Source organism: Nocardia sp. XZ_19_231, from assembly GCF_015355705.1.
Classification (GTDB): domain Bacteria; phylum Actinomycetota; class Actinomycetes; order Mycobacteriales; family Mycobacteriaceae; genus Nocardia; species Nocardia salmonicida.
This window is the reverse complement of the sequence record NZ_JACUZI010000005.1, coordinates 634,508-651,135: the sequence shown is the minus strand read 5'-3', so window position 1 is coordinate 651,135 and position 16,628 is coordinate 634,508. Positions and strand designations below refer to the sequence as shown.

20 protein-coding genes and 1 riboswitch are annotated in these 16,628 nt (G+C 66.7%); of the genes, 10 read left to right on the top strand and 10 right to left on the bottom strand.

What is annotated here, in order from left to right; translation table 11 throughout:
- Nucleotides 1-136: 136 nt before the first annotated feature.
- Complete coding sequence (locus IBJ82_RS35475) at nucleotides 137-1,273, bottom strand: GNAT family N-acetyltransferase (RefSeq protein ID WP_370585465.1); 1,137 nt, start codon at nucleotides 1,271-1,273, stop codon at nucleotides 137-139.
- Between the two features lie 321 nt (nucleotides 1,274-1,594).
- Nucleotides 1,595-1,969, bottom strand: coding sequence for a hypothetical protein (locus IBJ82_RS25055; protein ID WP_194828397.1), 375 nt, complete (start codon nucleotides 1,967-1,969; stop codon nucleotides 1,595-1,597).
- 345 nt (nucleotides 1,970-2,314) lie between these two features.
- On the opposite strand from IBJ82_RS25055, the gene IBJ82_RS35105 reads away from it, so the two are divergent.
- A complete protein-coding gene (locus IBJ82_RS35105; RefSeq protein WP_255533039.1) occupies nucleotides 2,315-2,443 on the top strand; it encodes a hypothetical protein in 129 nt (42 codons plus the stop codon).
- 300 nt (nucleotides 2,444-2,743) lie between these two features.
- Here IBJ82_RS35105 and IBJ82_RS25050 read toward each other — a convergent pair whose 3' ends face one another.
- Together IBJ82_RS25050 and IBJ82_RS25045 are read right to left on the bottom strand one after the other, a co-directional pair.
- Nucleotides 2,744-3,766, bottom strand: a complete 1,023-nt coding sequence (locus IBJ82_RS25050) for a MerR family transcriptional regulator (protein WP_194828396.1) — start codon at nucleotides 3,764-3,766, stop codon at nucleotides 2,744-2,746.
- Nucleotides 3,760-4,422, bottom strand: a complete 663-nt coding sequence (locus IBJ82_RS25045; protein ID WP_194828395.1) for a HEAT repeat domain-containing protein — start codon at nucleotides 4,420-4,422, stop codon at nucleotides 3,760-3,762. The genes IBJ82_RS25050 and IBJ82_RS25045 overlap by 7 nt, the downstream gene beginning before the upstream one ends.
- 175 nt (nucleotides 4,423-4,597) lie before the next feature.
- Between IBJ82_RS25045 and IBJ82_RS25040 the strand changes: the two genes are divergently transcribed.
- The 3 genes from IBJ82_RS25040 to IBJ82_RS25030 all read left to right on the top strand — a co-directional run bounded on the left by IBJ82_RS25040 (nucleotide 4,598) and on the right by IBJ82_RS25030 (nucleotide 6,580).
- On the top strand, nucleotides 4,598-5,140 hold the full coding sequence (locus tag IBJ82_RS25040; protein ID WP_194828394.1) for an MOSC domain-containing protein: 543 nt from the start codon (nucleotides 4,598-4,600) through the stop codon (nucleotides 5,138-5,140).
- A 207-nt stretch (nucleotides 5,141-5,347) separates the two neighbouring features.
- Nucleotides 5,348-6,103 carry a MerR family transcriptional regulator gene (locus tag IBJ82_RS25035; RefSeq protein ID WP_194828393.1) on the top strand — a complete coding sequence of 252 codons (756 nt, stop codon included), beginning with the start codon at nucleotides 5,348-5,350 and terminating at the stop codon, nucleotides 6,101-6,103.
- A gap of 123 nt (nucleotides 6,104-6,226) precedes the next feature.
- Nucleotides 6,227-6,580 (top strand): DoxX family protein, encoded by a 354-nt coding sequence (locus tag IBJ82_RS25030; RefSeq protein ID WP_194828392.1) that lies wholly within the window; start codon nucleotides 6,227-6,229, stop codon nucleotides 6,578-6,580.
- Here the strand turns inward: IBJ82_RS25030 and IBJ82_RS25025 are convergent.
- Together IBJ82_RS25025 and IBJ82_RS25020 are read right to left on the bottom strand one after the other, a co-directional pair.
- Nucleotides 6,565-7,050 (bottom strand): nuclear transport factor 2 family protein, encoded by a 486-nt coding sequence (locus IBJ82_RS25025; RefSeq protein WP_194828391.1) that lies wholly within the window; start codon nucleotides 7,048-7,050, stop codon nucleotides 6,565-6,567. The genes IBJ82_RS25030 and IBJ82_RS25025 overlap by 16 nt on opposite strands.
- 78 nt (nucleotides 7,051-7,128) lie before the next feature.
- Complete coding sequence (locus IBJ82_RS25020) at nucleotides 7,129-7,785, bottom strand: TetR/AcrR family transcriptional regulator (protein ID WP_194828390.1); 657 nt, start codon at nucleotides 7,783-7,785, stop codon at nucleotides 7,129-7,131.
- A gap of 250 nt (nucleotides 7,786-8,035) precedes the next feature.
- On the opposite strand from IBJ82_RS25020, the gene IBJ82_RS25015 reads away from it, so the two are divergent.
- Nucleotides 8,036-9,478, top strand: a complete 1,443-nt coding sequence (locus tag IBJ82_RS25015) for an MFS transporter (RefSeq protein ID WP_194828389.1) — start codon at nucleotides 8,036-8,038, stop codon at nucleotides 9,476-9,478.
- A 26-nt stretch (nucleotides 9,479-9,504) separates the two neighbouring features.
- Here IBJ82_RS25015 and IBJ82_RS25010 read toward each other — a convergent pair whose 3' ends face one another.
- A complete protein-coding gene (locus IBJ82_RS25010; protein WP_194828388.1) occupies nucleotides 9,505-10,479 on the bottom strand; it encodes a LysR family transcriptional regulator in 975 nt (324 codons plus the stop codon).
- Between the two features lie 99 nt (nucleotides 10,480-10,578).
- Between IBJ82_RS25010 and IBJ82_RS25005 the strand changes: the two genes are divergently transcribed.
- Complete coding sequence (locus IBJ82_RS25005) at nucleotides 10,579-11,952, top strand: MFS transporter (protein WP_194828387.1); 1,374 nt, start codon at nucleotides 10,579-10,581, stop codon at nucleotides 11,950-11,952.
- Nucleotides 11,949-12,695 carry a 3-hydroxybutyrate dehydrogenase gene (locus IBJ82_RS25000; protein ID WP_194828386.1) on the top strand — a complete coding sequence of 249 codons (747 nt, stop codon included), beginning with the start codon at nucleotides 11,949-11,951 and terminating at the stop codon, nucleotides 12,693-12,695. The genes IBJ82_RS25005 and IBJ82_RS25000 overlap by 4 nt, the downstream gene beginning before the upstream one ends.
- Nucleotides 12,696-12,795: 100 nt before the next feature.
- Here IBJ82_RS25000 and IBJ82_RS24995 read toward each other — a convergent pair whose 3' ends face one another.
- Nucleotides 12,796-13,278 (bottom strand): adenylate kinase, encoded by a 483-nt coding sequence (locus IBJ82_RS24995; RefSeq protein ID WP_194828385.1) that lies wholly within the window; start codon nucleotides 13,276-13,278, stop codon nucleotides 12,796-12,798.
- A gap of 282 nt (nucleotides 13,279-13,560) precedes the next feature.
- Here IBJ82_RS24995 and IBJ82_RS24990 point away from each other — a divergent pair, with 282 nt between their 5' ends.
- Together IBJ82_RS24990 and IBJ82_RS24985 are read left to right on the top strand one after the other, a co-directional pair.
- Nucleotides 13,561-13,806 (top strand): hypothetical protein, encoded by a 246-nt coding sequence (locus IBJ82_RS24990; protein ID WP_194828384.1) that lies wholly within the window; start codon nucleotides 13,561-13,563, stop codon nucleotides 13,804-13,806.
- 4 nt (nucleotides 13,807-13,810) lie between these two features.
- Nucleotides 13,811-13,987, top strand: a complete 177-nt coding sequence (locus tag IBJ82_RS24985) for a hypothetical protein (RefSeq protein WP_194828383.1) — start codon at nucleotides 13,811-13,813, stop codon at nucleotides 13,985-13,987.
- Between the two features lie 69 nt (nucleotides 13,988-14,056).
- On the opposite strand, the gene IBJ82_RS24980 is transcribed toward IBJ82_RS24985, so the two are convergent.
- Nucleotides 14,057-15,187 (bottom strand): GDSL-type esterase/lipase family protein, encoded by a 1,131-nt coding sequence (locus IBJ82_RS24980; protein WP_194828382.1) that lies wholly within the window; start codon nucleotides 15,185-15,187, stop codon nucleotides 14,057-14,059.
- Nucleotides 15,188-15,293: 106 nt separating this feature from the next.
- Between IBJ82_RS24980 and IBJ82_RS24975 the strand changes: the two genes are divergently transcribed.
- Nucleotides 15,294-15,773, top strand: coding sequence for a MarR family winged helix-turn-helix transcriptional regulator (locus IBJ82_RS24975; protein ID WP_194828381.1), 480 nt, complete (start codon nucleotides 15,294-15,296; stop codon nucleotides 15,771-15,773).
- Between the two features lie 275 nt (nucleotides 15,774-16,048).
- On the opposite strand, the gene IBJ82_RS24970 is transcribed toward IBJ82_RS24975, so the two are convergent.
- Nucleotides 16,049-16,273, bottom strand: coding sequence for a hypothetical protein (locus IBJ82_RS24970; RefSeq protein ID WP_370585464.1), 225 nt, complete (start codon nucleotides 16,271-16,273; stop codon nucleotides 16,049-16,051).
- Between the two features lie 157 nt (nucleotides 16,274-16,430).
- A riboswitch (cobalamin riboswitch) is annotated at nucleotides 16,431-16,624 on the top strand.
- The last annotated feature ends 4 nt before the right edge of the window (nucleotides 16,625-16,628 follow it).

The following is a 16,628-nucleotide window of genomic DNA, read 5'->3' as shown; positions in this document are numbered from 1 at the left end:
TCGCGCGCGTTCGCTTGGCGTGCCCTCGGGACAACATCGCCTCCTGGCGTTTTACCTGCTTCGTCCGCCCTGTCGACAGACTGACAGCGGACAAGACTGCGGTGCTCTAGCGGCATGGTGCTTTCTTGGCCCGGTATCAGTCGGTGCGGAGCCGGGCGTGGAGGTGCATATCGTGACGGCCGTCGCTATGGCGACCGGCTCCACGCAGCGTGCCCTCGAAGGCGAATCCGCATTTCACTGCCACCCGGCACGATGGCGGATTCTGGACCGAGTGAGTGAGCTCGATTCGGTCGAACCCGATGTCGTCGAAGGCCCAGCGGGTCAACGTGTTTGCGGCGAGGGGTGCGATCGAGTGCCCGCGCCAGGCGGGCAGGGTCCAGTAGGCGAGCTCGGTGACACCCTCGGTGAGGTCCGACTTCCGCAGTCCGATGCGTCCGGCGACGTCTCCGTTGCTGGTGACGGCCCATTGGCCGTTGCCGGTGGACCAGGCCGCGCGCCATCGAAGAATCCATTGGCCGACCTGTTCGATGGACTCGGCGGTCCGAACATGCCAATGGCGGATCGCGGGGTCTTGGAATGCTTCGTACACGGTGCGCGCATCGGCGGCGGTCCAGGGGCGCAGTGCCAGGCCGTCGGTGCCGGTGAGTGTGGGCTGGACGGTGGTGAACGTGCCGGGATCGACCACGGCCGACATCAACTCGGGCATGTCTGCATTGTCCGCCGGTGGAGGCCGCGGTGTGAGCATCGCGATATCGACCCAGGCTGCTCCGGTGCAGGGCCCCGCCCGATCGACGACAGCCATGGGTTCCGTCAAGGCGCATCCGCATGTCGTCGGGACGAAGGGCGTTGTGCAGCAATGCTTCTCTCGCTGGCAAAGTGGTCCGCTCCAGCCTCCGGCCCACGAGCCGATCCAGGTTGTTCGCGACATGTGCGTGAACGCGGCCAGCTCGACCGGATCCTCGAGCCGAGGGTTGTCCACCGCGACCACGTCGTGTCGGCGTTCGGCGAACAACTCCGACGGTGTCGGGGTCGGTGATGCTGAGCACATTCGGGTGGTTGCGTGGAGGTCTGCTCGGATGCGGGCAGCCACAGGGCCGAGCACCGAGCCGGTGAGGTCGGCGCCGGTGGCAGCCAAGGTCGCCAGGTCGACGGCGGCGGCTGCGCGGATGATCTGGGCGACCAGGACTCGGTCTACACCTGCGGCGGCCTGGACCAACGGGGCCAGGGCAACGTTGAGGTGCACGCGCGGTCCGGTGCGCACCGCGAATGTCACCGGCCGCGAAGAACTTTGGGAGGCCATCCGAGGTGGTATCCGAGCGCCGCCGACCACCCTGCTCCTCTCGATTGGTACGCCCGGTTCCACCGTGGAGCGAGTGACGGGCCGGAACTGGCCTCGCGCCGGGAGGAGTTCAGCGGGCGCCGTAGCCGGTTCTCGGGCGGCGGTGCGTAACGCGCGGGGGTCCGGATCCGACCGCAATGATGTGAGCTGGGCTATCGAGGACGGGACGGAGGGCGCGTGACGGCCGGTCGGATGAGACGAACAGCCGTGGTGGCCGGGGCCGCGGGCGTTCTCGGGCTCCTTGGATACGGCGGGCTAGCGGCTGCTCAGCCGACTGTCCTCCCCGGCGAAAAGGTCGCTGTCGTCGCAAGACTCGGCACCGGCGACGCCGTCCGGTTCGTCGCGGGTCCGGGAGACGGTCATGGCGGGAACAACGGGAACTCGGACCCGGGGAACGGGAACGGCAATCAGGGAAATGGTGGGGGTAATCAGGGCAATAACGGGAATCAGAACCCTGGCAGCGGGAACGGCAATCAGGGTAACGGTGGGGGTAATCAGGGCAATAACGGGAATCAGAACCCTGGCAGCGGGAACGGCAACCAGGGTAACGGTGGGGGTAATCAGGGCAATAACGGGAATCAGAACCCTGGCAGCGGGAACGGCAACCAGGGAAATGGTGGCGGTAATCAAGGCAACAACCCGAACCCCGGCAATGCCCCGGAGCCGCAGGCGCCTGCCCCGGATTCCGCTCCCGAAGCCCCGGCCCCCGGCGCACCGTCCGCACCCGAACCGCCCGAGCCGAAGGCTGCCCAGCCGGATACTGCCGAACCCGACAGCGACTCACCCAGCGGTGGCGGCGCAGCACCGCCGGTCGAATCGGCGCCCGGGGGAGTCGGAGAGTCGCCCGGATCGCCAGCTCCCGGCGGAGTAGGTGATCCACCCGCGTCCGCGCCCGGCGGCGGTGCGGCGGTTCCGGCCCACGAGGTCGAGCCCACCAGCGACACGGGCAATCTTCCCGAGCCGAATCTCCTCTCGGTGATCGGCGGTCTCCTAGCCTTGGGGCTCGCCGGTGGCGGATCGGCCGCGGTCAGCTTCCAAGGCGCTGCCCAGGCTCAGGCCCGCATCGATGCCGCTCGGGCCGAGTTCTTCGGACCGCGTGCGTGATCGTGGGCTGCATGCCGCGTCGGTAAGTGGGCGGGCACTCGGCCCCATCGGTGACCTCCCGCCGATCCGGGCGTAGGTAGGACTCGGTTGTCCGGCTGTCAGCTGGCCCACGATCGGCTGCAGCGCAGGCAGACTCACGTCGGCGGCGGGCAGAACACGCGTTGCGATTCGACCGGTCTATCCCGTCTCATCGTCGTGCTCCTGTGGTTGGTCGTCCAGGTTCGTCATGGCAGCTTCGAATGCGTCGATACCACCGGCTGAAGAGGGGGTTCCCTGGAGCGGGTGGCCGACTGGTTGTGATCAGCGATCTTGGCTCGTCGCCCGGGAGGCCACCAGTTCGGCGAAGGCGGTGGCGACGAGGGCGACAGAGTGATCGGTGTCCGCGCTCAGTGCCCGCAAGGTCGCCAGCGCTCGGGTGCCGGGCAGCTCGACCAGTGCCTGGATGAGTCGGATTCGGATGCCTGCGTCGTCCTCGTGTGCGGTTAGCGCGTCGGTCAGCGCGCTCAGTATTCGATCGGCGGATTCCGGGTCCTCCGACAGCGCGCCGAGCACTTCGCCCGCGTCGACATCGTTGGTGCCCGCGATCACCATGGCCACCAGGACCGGCTCGGCCGCGGTCACCCCGCGGGTACCGGCGGCCAAGGCGGCGGGGCCGCGGACAGCGGATTCCGGGTCCTCGATCGCGGCGATGAGTAGTTCGGTCGCGGCGTCGCCCGGGATCTCTGCCACTGCCAGCACGGCCCGGCGTCGGACCTCGACGTCGGGGACGGTCAGCCCGGTCGCGAGCCCGACCAGGCCGTCGTCACCGGCCCGCGACAGCGCCCAGCGCAGGGCGCCTGCCATGTTGGGTTCGGCCTCGGCGAGCACGGCCGCGGCCAGCAGGTCGGTCGGTACCGGTTCGTTGTCGACCGGATTCAGCACCGCCTGCAGGCGACGATGCGGGTCGGTCGAGCCGAGAGTGCGCACGAGTTCGACGATGCGCAGCACATCGTGCCAGTCTCCGGGCTCGGCGTTCTCGACCGCGCGCAGTCGCTCGAGCAGTTCGCGCTCGCGCACCAGCCGTTCCTCGGTGCGTCGGATGAGATCGCTGACCAAGGTCCGCGGCGTGAACGACTGGTCTGCCAGTACCTGGGCGATCTCGCGCAGCGAGAGGCCGAGGGAGCGCAGGCTTTCCACGTGAAAGATGCTGCGGATGTCGGCATCGGAGTACTGGCGGTAGCCGCCGACGGTGCGCCCGGTGGGGCGAACCAAACCGAGCGAGTCGTAGTGGCGCAGCATTCGGGTGCTGACTCCCGAACGCCGCGCCACCTCGCCGATCAGCACGGGGCACCGTCGAGCGCCGCGACCCGCTTTGCCGCGTCGATGTCGAGATCGAAGGCGGCGTCCGGGTCGCGCAGCAACTGCTCGGTGGCCTGTGCGTGCGCTCGGACGTGCGGGTCGGTGCTGCTCGCCGCCCGGTGCAGTACCGCGAGGATCACCTCGCCCAGCGCGGTCAGCGCTCGGCTCAGACTGCGCCGAACCTCCCGATCGCCGCGCCCGAATTGGGTGGACAGTTCGTTGGCCAGCGCCTCGCGCTCGACGTCCGGCACGAGAACAACCGATGCGCGCCACGCGCTGCGCGCCACATCGTCGTCGGGATCGCGCAGCAGCGCCGGGGTAATCGCCGCCCAGGCCGCCGGATCGCCGATCTTGGACAGTGTGTGCAGCGCCTGGCTGCGGGCTTGCGCACCGTCGGATTTCAACTCGGCGCGAAGCCGGGGCACGGTCACCTCGGTGGGGAGCCTGGTCAGCGCCCAGGTGAGCATGTCGCGGACGAAGAAGTCCGGCTCCACGGCACAGCGGTCGATCAGGGCTCCGAGCAGTGCCGGGCCGGGATGTGTGCCCGCGACCAGCGCGGCCTGCAGTCGGGTCGACGCACTCTCCGCGCTCAGTGCGGCAAGCAGCCGCGGTTCTACCGATTGTCCTGGTGTCGAGTTCATGGGAACCACCTCCTGCCTCCATTGAAGACGTTGTCACTGTGTCAGGGTCAAGCGCTGAATCGTGTCAGGCTGCTCATTGCAGACCCCTCGCGGACCCGAAATCCACCTGATAGTCGCCACGGCCCGGGGTTACGCTCGAATCGACGTTTCGGACGACGAGGGGACACGAAACACGATGAGCGGCACAGTGATCGCGGTGAACAGCAATGGCGAGTACTCGTTCACCAAGCCGACCAGACCCAGCATTCGGTTGTTGACCGGCCTCGGCGTAGAAGGCGATGTCCACGCCGGAACGACGGTCAAACACCGCTCCCGTGTCGCGCAGGACCCGACCCAACCGAACCTGCGGCAGGTTCACCTCATGCACGAGGAACTGTTCAGCGAAGTCGCCGAACACGGATTCGAGGTATTCCCCGGCGATCTCGGTGAGGACATCACCACCAGCGCCATCGATCTGCTCGCACTACCGGTAGGCGCGCTACTCCGTATCGGCTCCGATGCGGTGGTCGAAGTGACCGGCCTGCGCAACCCGTGCGTGCAGATCGACAGATTTCAAGACGGGCTGTTGAAGCGGCTCGTCCACCATGACGCGGCGGGCACCGTTGTGCGCAAAGCCGGAATCATGGGCGTGGTCACCGCAGGTGGCGAGGTCAGGCCCGGCGACAGCATTGTCGTCGAACTTCCGCCAGAGCCGTGGCAGGCGCTGGACCGGGTCTAGGCAGCGGAAACCTCTCGCGATCCGGGTCAACGAAGACCCGTTGTGTCCGGCCGCCGTGGAGGACGACATGCGTAGCTGTCCTGCTCACTCGCGGACCGTTGACCCTCGGATTCGGTCGGCGAATTCAGGCTTGCACCTGACGTAACGTCAGGTTCTACCGTCGACGATGCCGGCGCACAGTGCGTCGGTGGAAGTGGGATGAAACGGATGAACCAGCGCGGAACCGGGCGTATGTGGAAGGTCGGTGAGCTCGCGGCCGAGGCCGGGCTGACCGTACGGACGCTGCATCATTACGACCGCATCGGGTTGGTACATCCTGCGGAGCGGAGCAGCACCGGTCACCGGCTCTACACCGCAAGCGATGTCGAGCGGCTGTACCAGGTGCTCGCCTTGCGTCAGCTGGGCCTCGGGCTGGATCAGATCGCCGACGTGCTCGCGGGCGCCGTGGCGATGTCGCGGGTATTGGCTGCTCATCGCGACTATCTGGCCGCGCAACTGGCCGCGACCCGGGACCTGCATGCCCTGGTCGCGGCACTGGCCGCCACAGCGGACAGCCGGTCGGACGCATCCACAGATCACTTCCTGGATTTGATCAGGAGGACCGTCATGGTCGACGACACCATCAAGCAATACTTCACCGAGGAACAGGTCACTCAGCTCGCGCTGCGCCGGGAAGACCTCGGTGAGCAGCGTATTCAGCAAGCCGAGGCGGACTGGGCCGTGCTGATCCCACAGGTCGACGCGGCGATAGCGGCGGGCATGGACCCGACCTCACCCGAGGCGCAGCACATGGCGGCGCGATGGATGGAGCTCTTGGAAGGGTTCCACGGCGGTGACGCGGGCCTGCGCGACAGCATGTACCGGATGCAGGCCGAGGAGTCCGAGCGCATCGAGAGCGAGTACTGCGGACCCTCACCCGCGCAGATCGAGTTCATCACGACCGCGAACGCCGCACGCGGGTAGCGGTTTCGGCTGAACGTGGAAAGTGGTGTGGGCCAGTCGGTGTAGAGATGGAGTGCCCCGTTTGATGGCCATCTGAATTGATGTATTGCACCGCAACGGAATTCATCATCGAAGGAGACTCTGATGTCTACTCTGTACACCGTCCTCACCCTGGTGACCGCAACGGCGACCGGCCTGGGGTGCTGGATGAATTACATCCGCCATCCCATCCCGGTCGCTTCGGCGAAAGTCGTCCAGGTGCCGGAGTCCTGGATTGTGGTGATGGGCACGCTGTTGGGTGCCGGTGCGCTCGGACTGCTTGTCGGGTTCGTCGTTCCGGCGCTGGGGATCGCGGCGGCGACCGGCCTGGTGCTCTACTTCGCCGGAGCTGTCGTAGCGCACCTGCGTGTCCGCGACTATGCGCTGGGACCTGCCTCGGTGTTTCTGGGGCTTGCCGTCGCAACCCTGGCCGTCACGCTGAACTACCGGCTCGGCTGACGCGGTTCGCGGCCTGCGGCGACCCGGCCCGCGACATGGCGTACGTCGCGGTGCGAGATCAACCACTCACCCTCGTGCTGCTCGAACTCGTCTCGGACCAGTCCGATGACGGTCCAGTCCGCCGGGCGGCCCACGTCGGTGCTCGAGAACCAGTGCCAGACAGTGGCATACGCGGTGAGCAGTGGTTTGTCACCGTTCCACTCGATGGTGGCTTGACCGATGACGTGGGCTACCAGGGCGCGCTGTGATTTGGGAACTCGGCTCATGTGATCGGTGAACTCGTCACGGCCGTGAAAGAGCACCGGCGGGCCCGGCATGATTCGGTACTCGATCCGCGCGTCGGGGGTGAAACACTCGCTGAACCGCTCGCTCTCCTGGGTGTCGGCGATCCGGAAGAATTTGAAGAACGTTCGGAAGATCGCCCGCTCCGCTTCGATCGTGGCAAGCAGATTGTCGTGTACCGCGGTCACGTCGGTCCTTTCTCTGCCGGGCGACAACGCATCGCGCGGCGCGTGTTTCGGTGATCGACTTGGGCGTGATCCCGAAGTTCAGGGAGTCTCCGGCGTCCCATAGGCGCGCAGGAAGGTGTCGACGGCAGCGGCGGCGACAGCATGCATCTCGGCGGTGGAGACCTTGCGGGTGCCGAGGCGGGTGCGCCCCTCCAACGGACCGGTAATCAGTACTAGGAGTTGCTCGGCGGCAGTCCCCGGATCGCTCGGGCGCAGGCGACCCGACAGCGACAAGCGCGCCAGTCGATCCGCGATTGCTTCGCCGAGCTGATCAGAGGTCCGGCTCACCACGACATCCATCAGATCGGGGAACTGCGCGACCTGCCCGTAGGTGAGCCAGCGCAGCGACCGGGACCGCTCAGTACAGCAGGACCGGATCAGCCGGTACGCCACGTCTTCCAGGGTGGCGCGCAGATCGTCACCCGGGTTCCGCAACCGCTCGATCACCGCCAGATTCTCGGCCAGCACCGCGTCGCCGACAGCGGCCAGCGTGTGCCGGAACAGCGTTTCCTTGTCGTTGAGGTGGTTGTAGATCGTTGGTTTGGCGACGCCGGCGACTTCGGCGATCTCCTGCACGCATGCCTGCGCATAACCACGGCGAGCGAAGACGACGAACGCCGCATCCAGAATCGCCTGCCGCTTGTCGATCCGCCCTCGCGAGGCCGACTGCCCGGTCGGCGGTGTTGCTACAGCCATCCATGAACCATAGCTCAAACATGTCAAAATTTGACCGGTGGGTTCAGTTTTATATACCGGGTTGCAATGACCTTTGATGGATTTTAGAGTGAACCAGCGAGTTCAATAGTGCAAGCGACGATCTCACGCGTGCCACCTCTTGTCGGTGCGTGGCAGCACCGCGCGGAGCTCGCCACGCGGCAGCGCCGTCGGCGAACGAGCAAGTGATGACCACACACCGGACACCAAGCCGCGCAGGGAGTTACACCTGATGACCACTTCGACTTCCACGAAAAACGATGCGACCGAAGCGTTGTATCCGCGACGCTGGGCCGCGATGGTCGTGCTCGTTCTCGGCTTCACCCTCGATCTGCTGAATGTCACGATCGTCAACGTCGGACTACCGGCGATCCAAGCAGACCTCGGGGGAACTCCTTCACAGGTCGGCTGGATCGCCACGGCCTATCTGCTCGCCTTCGCGGCCGCCCTGATCACCGCGGCCCGATTGGGCGACCTATGGGGGCGCAAACGAGTATTTCTCGTCGGCTTGGTTCTGTTCGCGCTGGCCGGTGCCTGGTCCGCGCTCGCGAACAGTCCAGGCGAACTGATCGCCAGTCGCGCCGCGCAAGGCGCAGCCGCGGCGATTCTGGCGCCACAGGTTCTCTCCAGCCTGTTCGTTCTCTTCCGCGGACCCGAACGGGCCACTGTCCTCGGCATTTTCGGTGTTGCCGCGGGACTCGCGCAAGCCGGGGGATTGCTGCTCGGCGGTGTGCTCGTCACCGCGGACGTCGCCGGTCTCGGCTGGCGGGCGATCTTCTGGATCAGCGTCCCGGCCGCCCTGATCCTGGCGGGTCTGGGCGCGTGGCTGATCCCGGAGAGCCACGCCGAAGGTGCGCTGCGGCCGCGATGGCTCGCGGCGATCGGTCTGACCGCAGGGCTGGTGGCCATCGTGTTCCCGCTGTTGGAAGGTCGTACCTACGACTGGGCGCTCTGGATCTGGCTGCTGCTGGCCGCTGGTGTCGCCGCTGTCGCTCTGGTCGCCATCGGTGAGAACCGCAACGCCGATGCTCGCGCGGGTGCGCTGTTGCCGTTGGACCTGCTGCGTGCGCGCATCAGCAGCGTCGCACTCGTCGTTCAGTTGGTCGCGTTCGCGGCCTTCAGCGGATTCCTGCTCGTGTTCGTGCTCTGGCTCCAAGAAGGCCAGGGCTACACGGCTTTGCGAGCCGGCGTGGTGACCGTGGCGTTCTCGATCGGCGGACTGGCGGTCGCCCCGCTGGTGGGCCGCCTCACCGTGCAGTTCGGCCGCTCGACTGTCATCGCGGGTGCCCTCTTCGGCGCCGTCGGGACCTTGGCGGTACTGGGCGCGGCCCTGACCTCGGCCACAGATGTCAATCCGTGGCTGCTCGCGCCCGGTCTGTTCGTCATCGGCGTCGGCATCAACCTCGTCCAGCCGCCGTTGACGACGTTGTTCCTGTCGACGGTGCCGACGCGATACGCGGGGTCGGCCTCAGGGATCTGGACCACTGGCCAACAGTTCGGTGGCGCAGTGGGTGTCGCGTCGCTGAGCGCCATCTTCTTCGGTGTCGCGGCCAGCGACGGCTACCGCGGCGCTCTGACGGCGTGCACGCTGACGATCAGCGCGGCGCTGGTAGTCAGTGCGGCGCTCAGCCTCGCTCTGCCCGCCCCGGCCGCCCAGTCGGAAACAAACGTATAGCGCTGCCCGTCGTGGGCGACAGCCGGTCAGCCGGATGGTTCCACGCGGTCGCCTAGTAGGTCGTCGCGGCGGTCGCCCACGGTGGCGCGCAGTGCCTCGACGACCGCGGCGACTTCGGGGCGGCGCAGCGTTTCGGGGCGGGTGACGAGCCAGTAGGTGAGTTGGACACGGACCTCGTCGGGCAGAACGCGGATGAGGTCGGGGTGGCGGTCGGCCATGAAGCAGGGCAGTAGGCCGATGCCGGCCGCGGCCCGGGTGGCTTCCACATGGACGAAGACGTTGGTGGAGGAGACGGATCGGCGCATGGTGGGAGCGAAGGCGAGAGCCAGGTCGAGGTCGTCGACCTGGAGGATGGATTCGATGAAGTAGACCAGCGGGTAGCGGGCGAGTTCGGCGACGGTGGTCGGGACGCCGTGTTCGGCGAGGTAGTCGCGCGAGGCGTACAGGCGCAGGCAGTAGTCGCCGAGCTCGATCGCTACGGCGCGGTGTACCTGGGGTTTACCGACCACCACTTCGATGTCGAGGCCGGTTCGCTGGGTGGATGCTCGTCGGGTCGCGGCGATGATGTCGACGGCGACGCCCGGATGCCTGCGCTGCACGCGAGCGGCGGACGGCGGAGCCAGGTAGGCGCTGAAACCGTCGGTGGCCGAAATCCGCACCACCCCTTCGAGGGTGCGTTCGCCCGCGCTCGAGCCGAGCGATCGGACGGCGGCCTCGACGGCTTCGGCCGCGGTCAGCGCCTCGCGGCCGAGGTCGGTGAGCTCCCACCCACCGGTGACCCGGGTCAGTACCCGCCCGCCCATGGCGTGCTCGAGAGCCGCGATGCGTCGCGAGATCGTCGTGTGGTTGATGCCCAGTTCCTCGGCGGCGGTGATGTAGCGCCCCGACCGGCCGACCGCGAGCAGTACCAGCAAATCGTCAGCGCTCGGTCTGCGTCCCGAAGTCGAGGAAGAATGGCTCACGTGTGCAGTTTCGCAGATTGCTGCTGCGAAACTGGCCATTGTCACCGAGATGGATCTGCACGAATACTCTCCTCACGGCTTGTGGGCCACGTCACAGTTGCCTCGTGATGTGGCCTGGAACATCGAAGGAGTAGTGCGATGAGCGTGCGGAACGCGATACGACCGACCGGCGACGACCCGGACGAGGCCCCCACCGGACTACGGCGGGTAGTGGCCGCCTCGATGGCGGGCACCGTCGTCGAGTGGTACGAGTTCTTCCTCTACGGCACCGCCGCGACCCTGGTGTTCAGCAAGGTGTTCTTCTCCAAGGACACCAGCGACCTCGACGCGATCCTGGCCGCCTTCGTCACCTACGCCGTCGGTTTCGCGGCGCGCCCGCTCGGCGGCATCGTCTTCGGCTACTTCGGCGACCGCTATGGCCGCAAACAGCTGTTGCAGGTGAGCCTGGTGCTCGTCGGCGCCGCGACCTTCCTGATGGGCTGTCTGCCGACCTTCGCCCAAATCGGTTACTGGGCGCCGGCGATGCTGGTGATCCTGCGCTTCGTCCAGGGCTTCGCGATCGGCGGCGAATGGGGTGGTGCGGTGCTGCTGGTCGCCGAGCACAGCCCGAGTCGCAGTCGCGGTTTCTGGTCGAGCTGGCCGCAGGCCGGTGTGCCCGCGGGCAATCTGCTCGCCACGGTCGTGCTGCTGGTGCTGACCTCGACCCTGTCGGACGCGGCGTTCCTGAGCTGGGGCTGGCGCGTGGCGTTCTGGCTGTCGGCGGTGGTCGTGCTGGTCGGCTACTACGTGCGTACCAAAGTCACCGACGCCCCGATCTTCGTGGCCGCCCAGCAGACGATGGATCAGGCCAAGGCCGCTTCGTTCAGCCCGTTCGAGGTGCTGCGTAAGTACCCGCGTGGGGTGTTCACCGCGATGGGTCTGCGGTTCGGCGAGAACATCATGTACTACCTGGTCGTCACGTTCTCGATCACCTATCTCAAGGTTCACGTGCATGCCGACACCACGACCATCCTGTGGTGGCTGCTCATCGCCCACGCCGTGCACATGGCGGTGATTCCGCTGGCGGGCAGGCTCGGTGATCGTGTCGGGCGCCGCCCGGTCTACCTGGCCGGTGCGGTCGCCGCGGCCACCTGGGGCTTCTTCGCCTTCCCGATGATGGACAGCGGCAACAGCGTGGTCATCCTGTCCGCCATCATCATCGGACTGGTGTTCCACGGGTTCATGTATGCCGGTCAGCCCGCGATCATGGCGGAGATGTTCCCGACTCGGATGCGCTACTCCGGTGTGTCGCTGGGTTATCAGGTCACCTCGATCGTGGCGGGCTCGCTGGCGCCGATCATCGCGGTCAAGCTGCTCGACGAGTTCGGTTCGTCGGTGCCGATCGCCTGGTACCTGGCATTCGCGGCGGCCGTCACTGTGATCGCGGTGTTGTGCGCCAAGGAGACCCGCGGTATCGACTTGGAATCTGTGGACCTCGCCGACGCCTCCGCCGAGAAAAGTGTTGCCGCATGACCGATCTCACGGGGCGTAAGGCGCTGGTCACCGGAGGTGCGAGCGGCATCGGCGCGGCGTGCGCGCGCGAATTGGCCGCGCGCGGCGCCGAGGTCACCGTCGCCGATATCGACGGAGTCGGCGCGAAATCGGTCGCGCACGAGATCAGCGGACACGTCTGGACTGTCGATTTGCTCGAGGTCGATACCTTGGCTGAGATGCATCTCGACGTCGACATCCTCGTCAACAACGCGGGCGTGCAGAGCGTGAACCCCATCGAAGACTTCGCGCCGCATCGGTTTCGCGCTATGCAGACGCTGATGGTGGAAGTGCCGTTCCTGCTGATCCGCGCCGCCCTCCCACACATGTACGCCAGGGGTTTCGGGCGGATCGTGAACATCTCCTCGGTGCACGGGATCCGCGCCTCCCAGTTCAAGGTCGCGTATGTGACGGCCAAACACGGGCTGGAGGGGCTGTCGAAGGTGACCGCGCTCGAAGGCGGTCCGCACGGGGTCACCAGCAACTGTGTCAGTCCCGGATATGTGCGAACGCCGTTGGTGGACAAGCAGATCGCTGAGCAGGCGGCCGCGCACGGGATCCCGGAGCGGGAGGTGCTCGAGAAGGTGCTGCTCACCGAGAGTGCGATCAAGCGGTTGATCGAGCCGGAAGAGGTCGCGGCACTGGTCGGTTGGCTCGCTTCCGACACCGCGGGCATGGTCACCGGTTCCTCCTATGTCATGGACGGAGGGTGGAGCGCGCGATGACCGCGGTGGGTGCCGGTTAGGCACGACGCTGGACCGGTAGCCCGTCAGTCGCCACGCACCCTGTGACTGACGGGTCGCTGCCGTCGGGGCCTTGGTTTCGTCAGGGGGTTCGGTGTGGGCGGTCGCGGATTTCGGCGAGGAACCGCTCGACGTCGTCGGGGTGTCGGAGCAGTAGCAGGTTTGCGTGGGGAGCGTGGTCGGCAATGGCGGTCGTGATCAGCGGGAGGCTGTGGCGGCGGTAGCCGATCACCCAGCGCCAGAAGGTCAGGTTCTCGCGGGAGCGGCGCAGCGCGCGCCATGCGCAGATCCAGAGGGGGAAGTCGAGCAGAACGATGGTGTCGGCGGCTTCGAGTCGCACGTCGAGTGCGTCGAAGTGGCCGAGGTCGCCGTCGAGAATCCACCCTTCAGCGTCGGTAAGCCGCTGCTGGACTGCCCTCCATCGATCAGGGGGTAGCGGTGTCAGGTCCGGTGGCCAGAAGTGCTTGTCGAGCTCGATGACCGGCACTTCGATGGCGGCGCCGAGTCGGCGGGCGAGGGTCGACTTGCCCGCGCCGCCGCGACCGAGGATCACGATTCGCTCCACGTTGCCTCCGTGTCGGATTCCGCGGTTTGTGGTCGTCAGTGCTGTTCGGTTCTCAGCATGGGTTAGAGGACGTCGCAGCGGCGTCCGGCCAGGCAGATGAGTCGCGTAGAAGGTGGTGTCGATCGTGGGCGGGGCAGCGATCTACGCAGATTCGCCGGCAAGAGCGCTTGTTGTGGACGCTTGTTCATGTTGTAATCCAGATGTTTGCTGGTGGATGTCGGCGGCGCTTCGTGACCGGTGTGACGGAGTGGCGCCGACACTGTTCGGAAGGTGGGGGACGAGATGGCGCGACGCATGGAAAACGGGTCGGAGACGATCGTGGGGGCCATCGGAGAGCTCCCCGCGGTCGAGCTCGCGGACAGTCCGCTGACCGCTGACCGTGTCGAACGGCTGAGCTCGGCGGCCCGGCACCGGATCGCGGCGTTCGTGCACACCACCCTCGCTGATCTGGACGAGCTCCCCGAACCCTGGGTCCCGCCCATCGAGGTGACCTTGCGGTTGAACGACCGCGAGCAGGCCTCGGACTGACCTGGTGAGCGCCGTGGCCGAGACGGTGACAGCCACCGAGGAGAAGTCCGGCCCGCTCGGCTCGCTGCAATATCTGCTGGCCGTGATCTTCGTGGTCGGCTGGTCGGCGGTGATCTGTGGCGGTTTCGCCGTGCAGTTCATCGACGGGGACGGCGGGTGCGAACTACCCCCGGCCCGATAGCGTCGGGGTCCATCACCGTGCTCTCACCGAAGAAGACACGGTGAGAGCACGGTGATCTCGGCCGAGGGGTTACCGGAAGAGGGCGGCGACGTCGACGGTGGCTGCCATAGCGGCGGCGCCCTCGTCGTTGAGGTGCATGCCGTCGCCGCTGTCGAACTCGGGACGGATGTAGTCGGGGCGCTCAGGGTCGGACACGGCACGGTCGACGTCGAAGACCGAGTCGAAGACATCGGTGGTGCGCAGCCATTCGTTGACGGCGTGGCGGGTCGGCTGGGTTTCCACCAGGGGCATGCCGGGGTAGACGCAGCCGGCGTACGGGCCGATGGTGGCCGCGTGGATACGCAGTCCGGTGGCGTGCGCGCGGTCGGCCAGGTCGGTGAAGCCGGCGATCAATTCCTCGCTGGTCGCGGAGGACTGTCCGCCCATCGCGCCGAGGATGAGGTCGTTGATTCCGAAATTGATCAGGATGTTGGTGACGCCAGGGACCTGCAACGCGTCGGAATCGAAACGGCCCGAACCGGATTCGCCGATCTGGTCGGCCGTGAGGCGATTGCCGGAGATCCCGTTGTTGACCACCCAACCTTGAGTGAGACGGGCGTTGAGTGCATCGACCGAGCGGCGATTGGCGCTCTGCGTCGTACCGAAGCCCTCGAACCAGGAGTCGCCGAACGCGACGGCGACGGGCGGCGGGTCGGTGACCAGCACGTCGATCCCGGTGACGAAGAAGCGGAACGGAACCTCTTGCGCGTCACTGAGTTCCACATCCGCGGTGTGGTCGCCGGTGACGATGTAGGCGATCTCGCCGGGTTGGTGGGAGAAGGTGGCAAGCCCGGTCGGCGTCGGGAGGTACAGACTGAGCAGCAGGTCTTCGCCCGCGGCGACCGGCAGGGCGATCGGATCGCTCACGAGCTCGGCGCCCGCGTCGATGGTGACCTGTGCCGCGCCGTCGAAAGTGATCTCGCGATCGGCGATGATCGCCGATCCGGTCTTGCGCGCTGCGATGCGCGCGGCGCCGATCCGCAGCGGCGCGACCCCGTAGCGGTTGGTCAATCGCACGCGTACCGCCTCGCCGCCACCTGCCATGCGTACGAGATGGCGCACGGTTTCGTCGGCGAACTCCCGTGACTCGGCGAGCTTGATCTGCTCGTTCGGGGCGATGACGCCGGTCCGGAACCCGGCGACCCAGATGTTGCGCTGCATGATCTCTCCGATATTTGCTGTGCGGAATAATGCTTACGCATAGGTCTACTCGGATGTATTCCTCGTGTCAACTATCCGCATGGCAAGTATCGGCTAAGCTGGTCTCATGTCCGTCCACGAACTGTTCGACGACCCCCGCTTCACCATCTCCGGCTTGCTCTTCGAAGCGCACAGCGGTTTGATCGCCAAGCTCGAGCCGACCTGGAAAGCGCACGGCCTGTCCGGTCTGGACCTCAACACCCTGCTGAGATTGAGTCGCTCTCCGAACAGCCGCCTACGGATGTCGGATCTCGCCACCCAAACCGGGCTCTCGACCAGCGGCGTCACCCGTGTGGTCGACCGCCTTGCTACCGCGGGACTGATGGAGCGCCAGCTCGACCCGACCGACCGCCGCAGCGCTTACGCGGCCTTGACCGACGCGGGCGTCCGCCGCCTCGAACAGGTCCTCCCCGATTACCTCGCCGCCCTCGAGCAATGGCTCACCGGCCTCCTGACCCCCACGCAACTCGACGGCTTGATCACCGGCCTACGCGTGATCCGCGATGCCACGAACCCGGCCGCTACCGCTGTGTCCGACCGATCGTGAGGCTGTCATGGCGAGCCGGAGTAGCTGATCGGCCAACTGTCATGGCGCAGGCGTGGTTTCGAGGTCGAAGCTGATGAAAAGCAGGCGGGTCGGCTTCAGGGGAGTGAATGGTTACCGGTTAAGGTGCCGACCCGCCTGCAATCCCATTCGTTGACGCGAACAGGATGGATGGGGTGTTCTCTAGCGGCGATGGTGAAGTCCCGCACCATAACTCGCACGAGGGGCCGCTCGGCTTACCGTAGGCCCAGCGAGTACCGGGCCTGCGGTGTGGAGGGTCAGGGCAGGGGAACCCAGGTGCCGAAGAACCAGAAGCCGTGCTGCGGCGCGTCGTTCTGGTGATGCTGCGGCTGTTGCTGCGGCCGGTGCTCCTGGCCCTGCTCGGGCCGCTGCTGGTCGTGCCCGCCCGGATCCGCGCTCGCCACGCTCGCTGTCGCGCCGAGCACCCCGAGGGCCAGCGTGCCCGCCACCGCGGTCTTGGCCAGTGTCGATTTCATCCTCATGCGCGTTCCTCCAGTCTTCGATCTCTTTGCCGAGATCATCGGCCGGCCGAAGTGCTCGGCCGATAGCTGAATCTTCGCGGCGGAACTGTCGAGCCCGGTGGGACGCGGCTGGGAGTCGGCTGGGTATCGGCGCCGACCCCCGATGGAGCCGACATTGCTACAGTTCACCAGCCGTGGTGTTCGGGAAACCGGTGTAGAACCGGTGCGGCCCTCGCCACTGTGATCGGGAGTTGTGAATCGATCCGGACGACGTATGTCGTCCGGAGCCACTGGGGCACCTGCCCTGGGAAGGTGGATTCACCGCGCAGTATCCCGTCAGCCAGGAGACCGGCCACGGCTACGCAGTACCCCATTC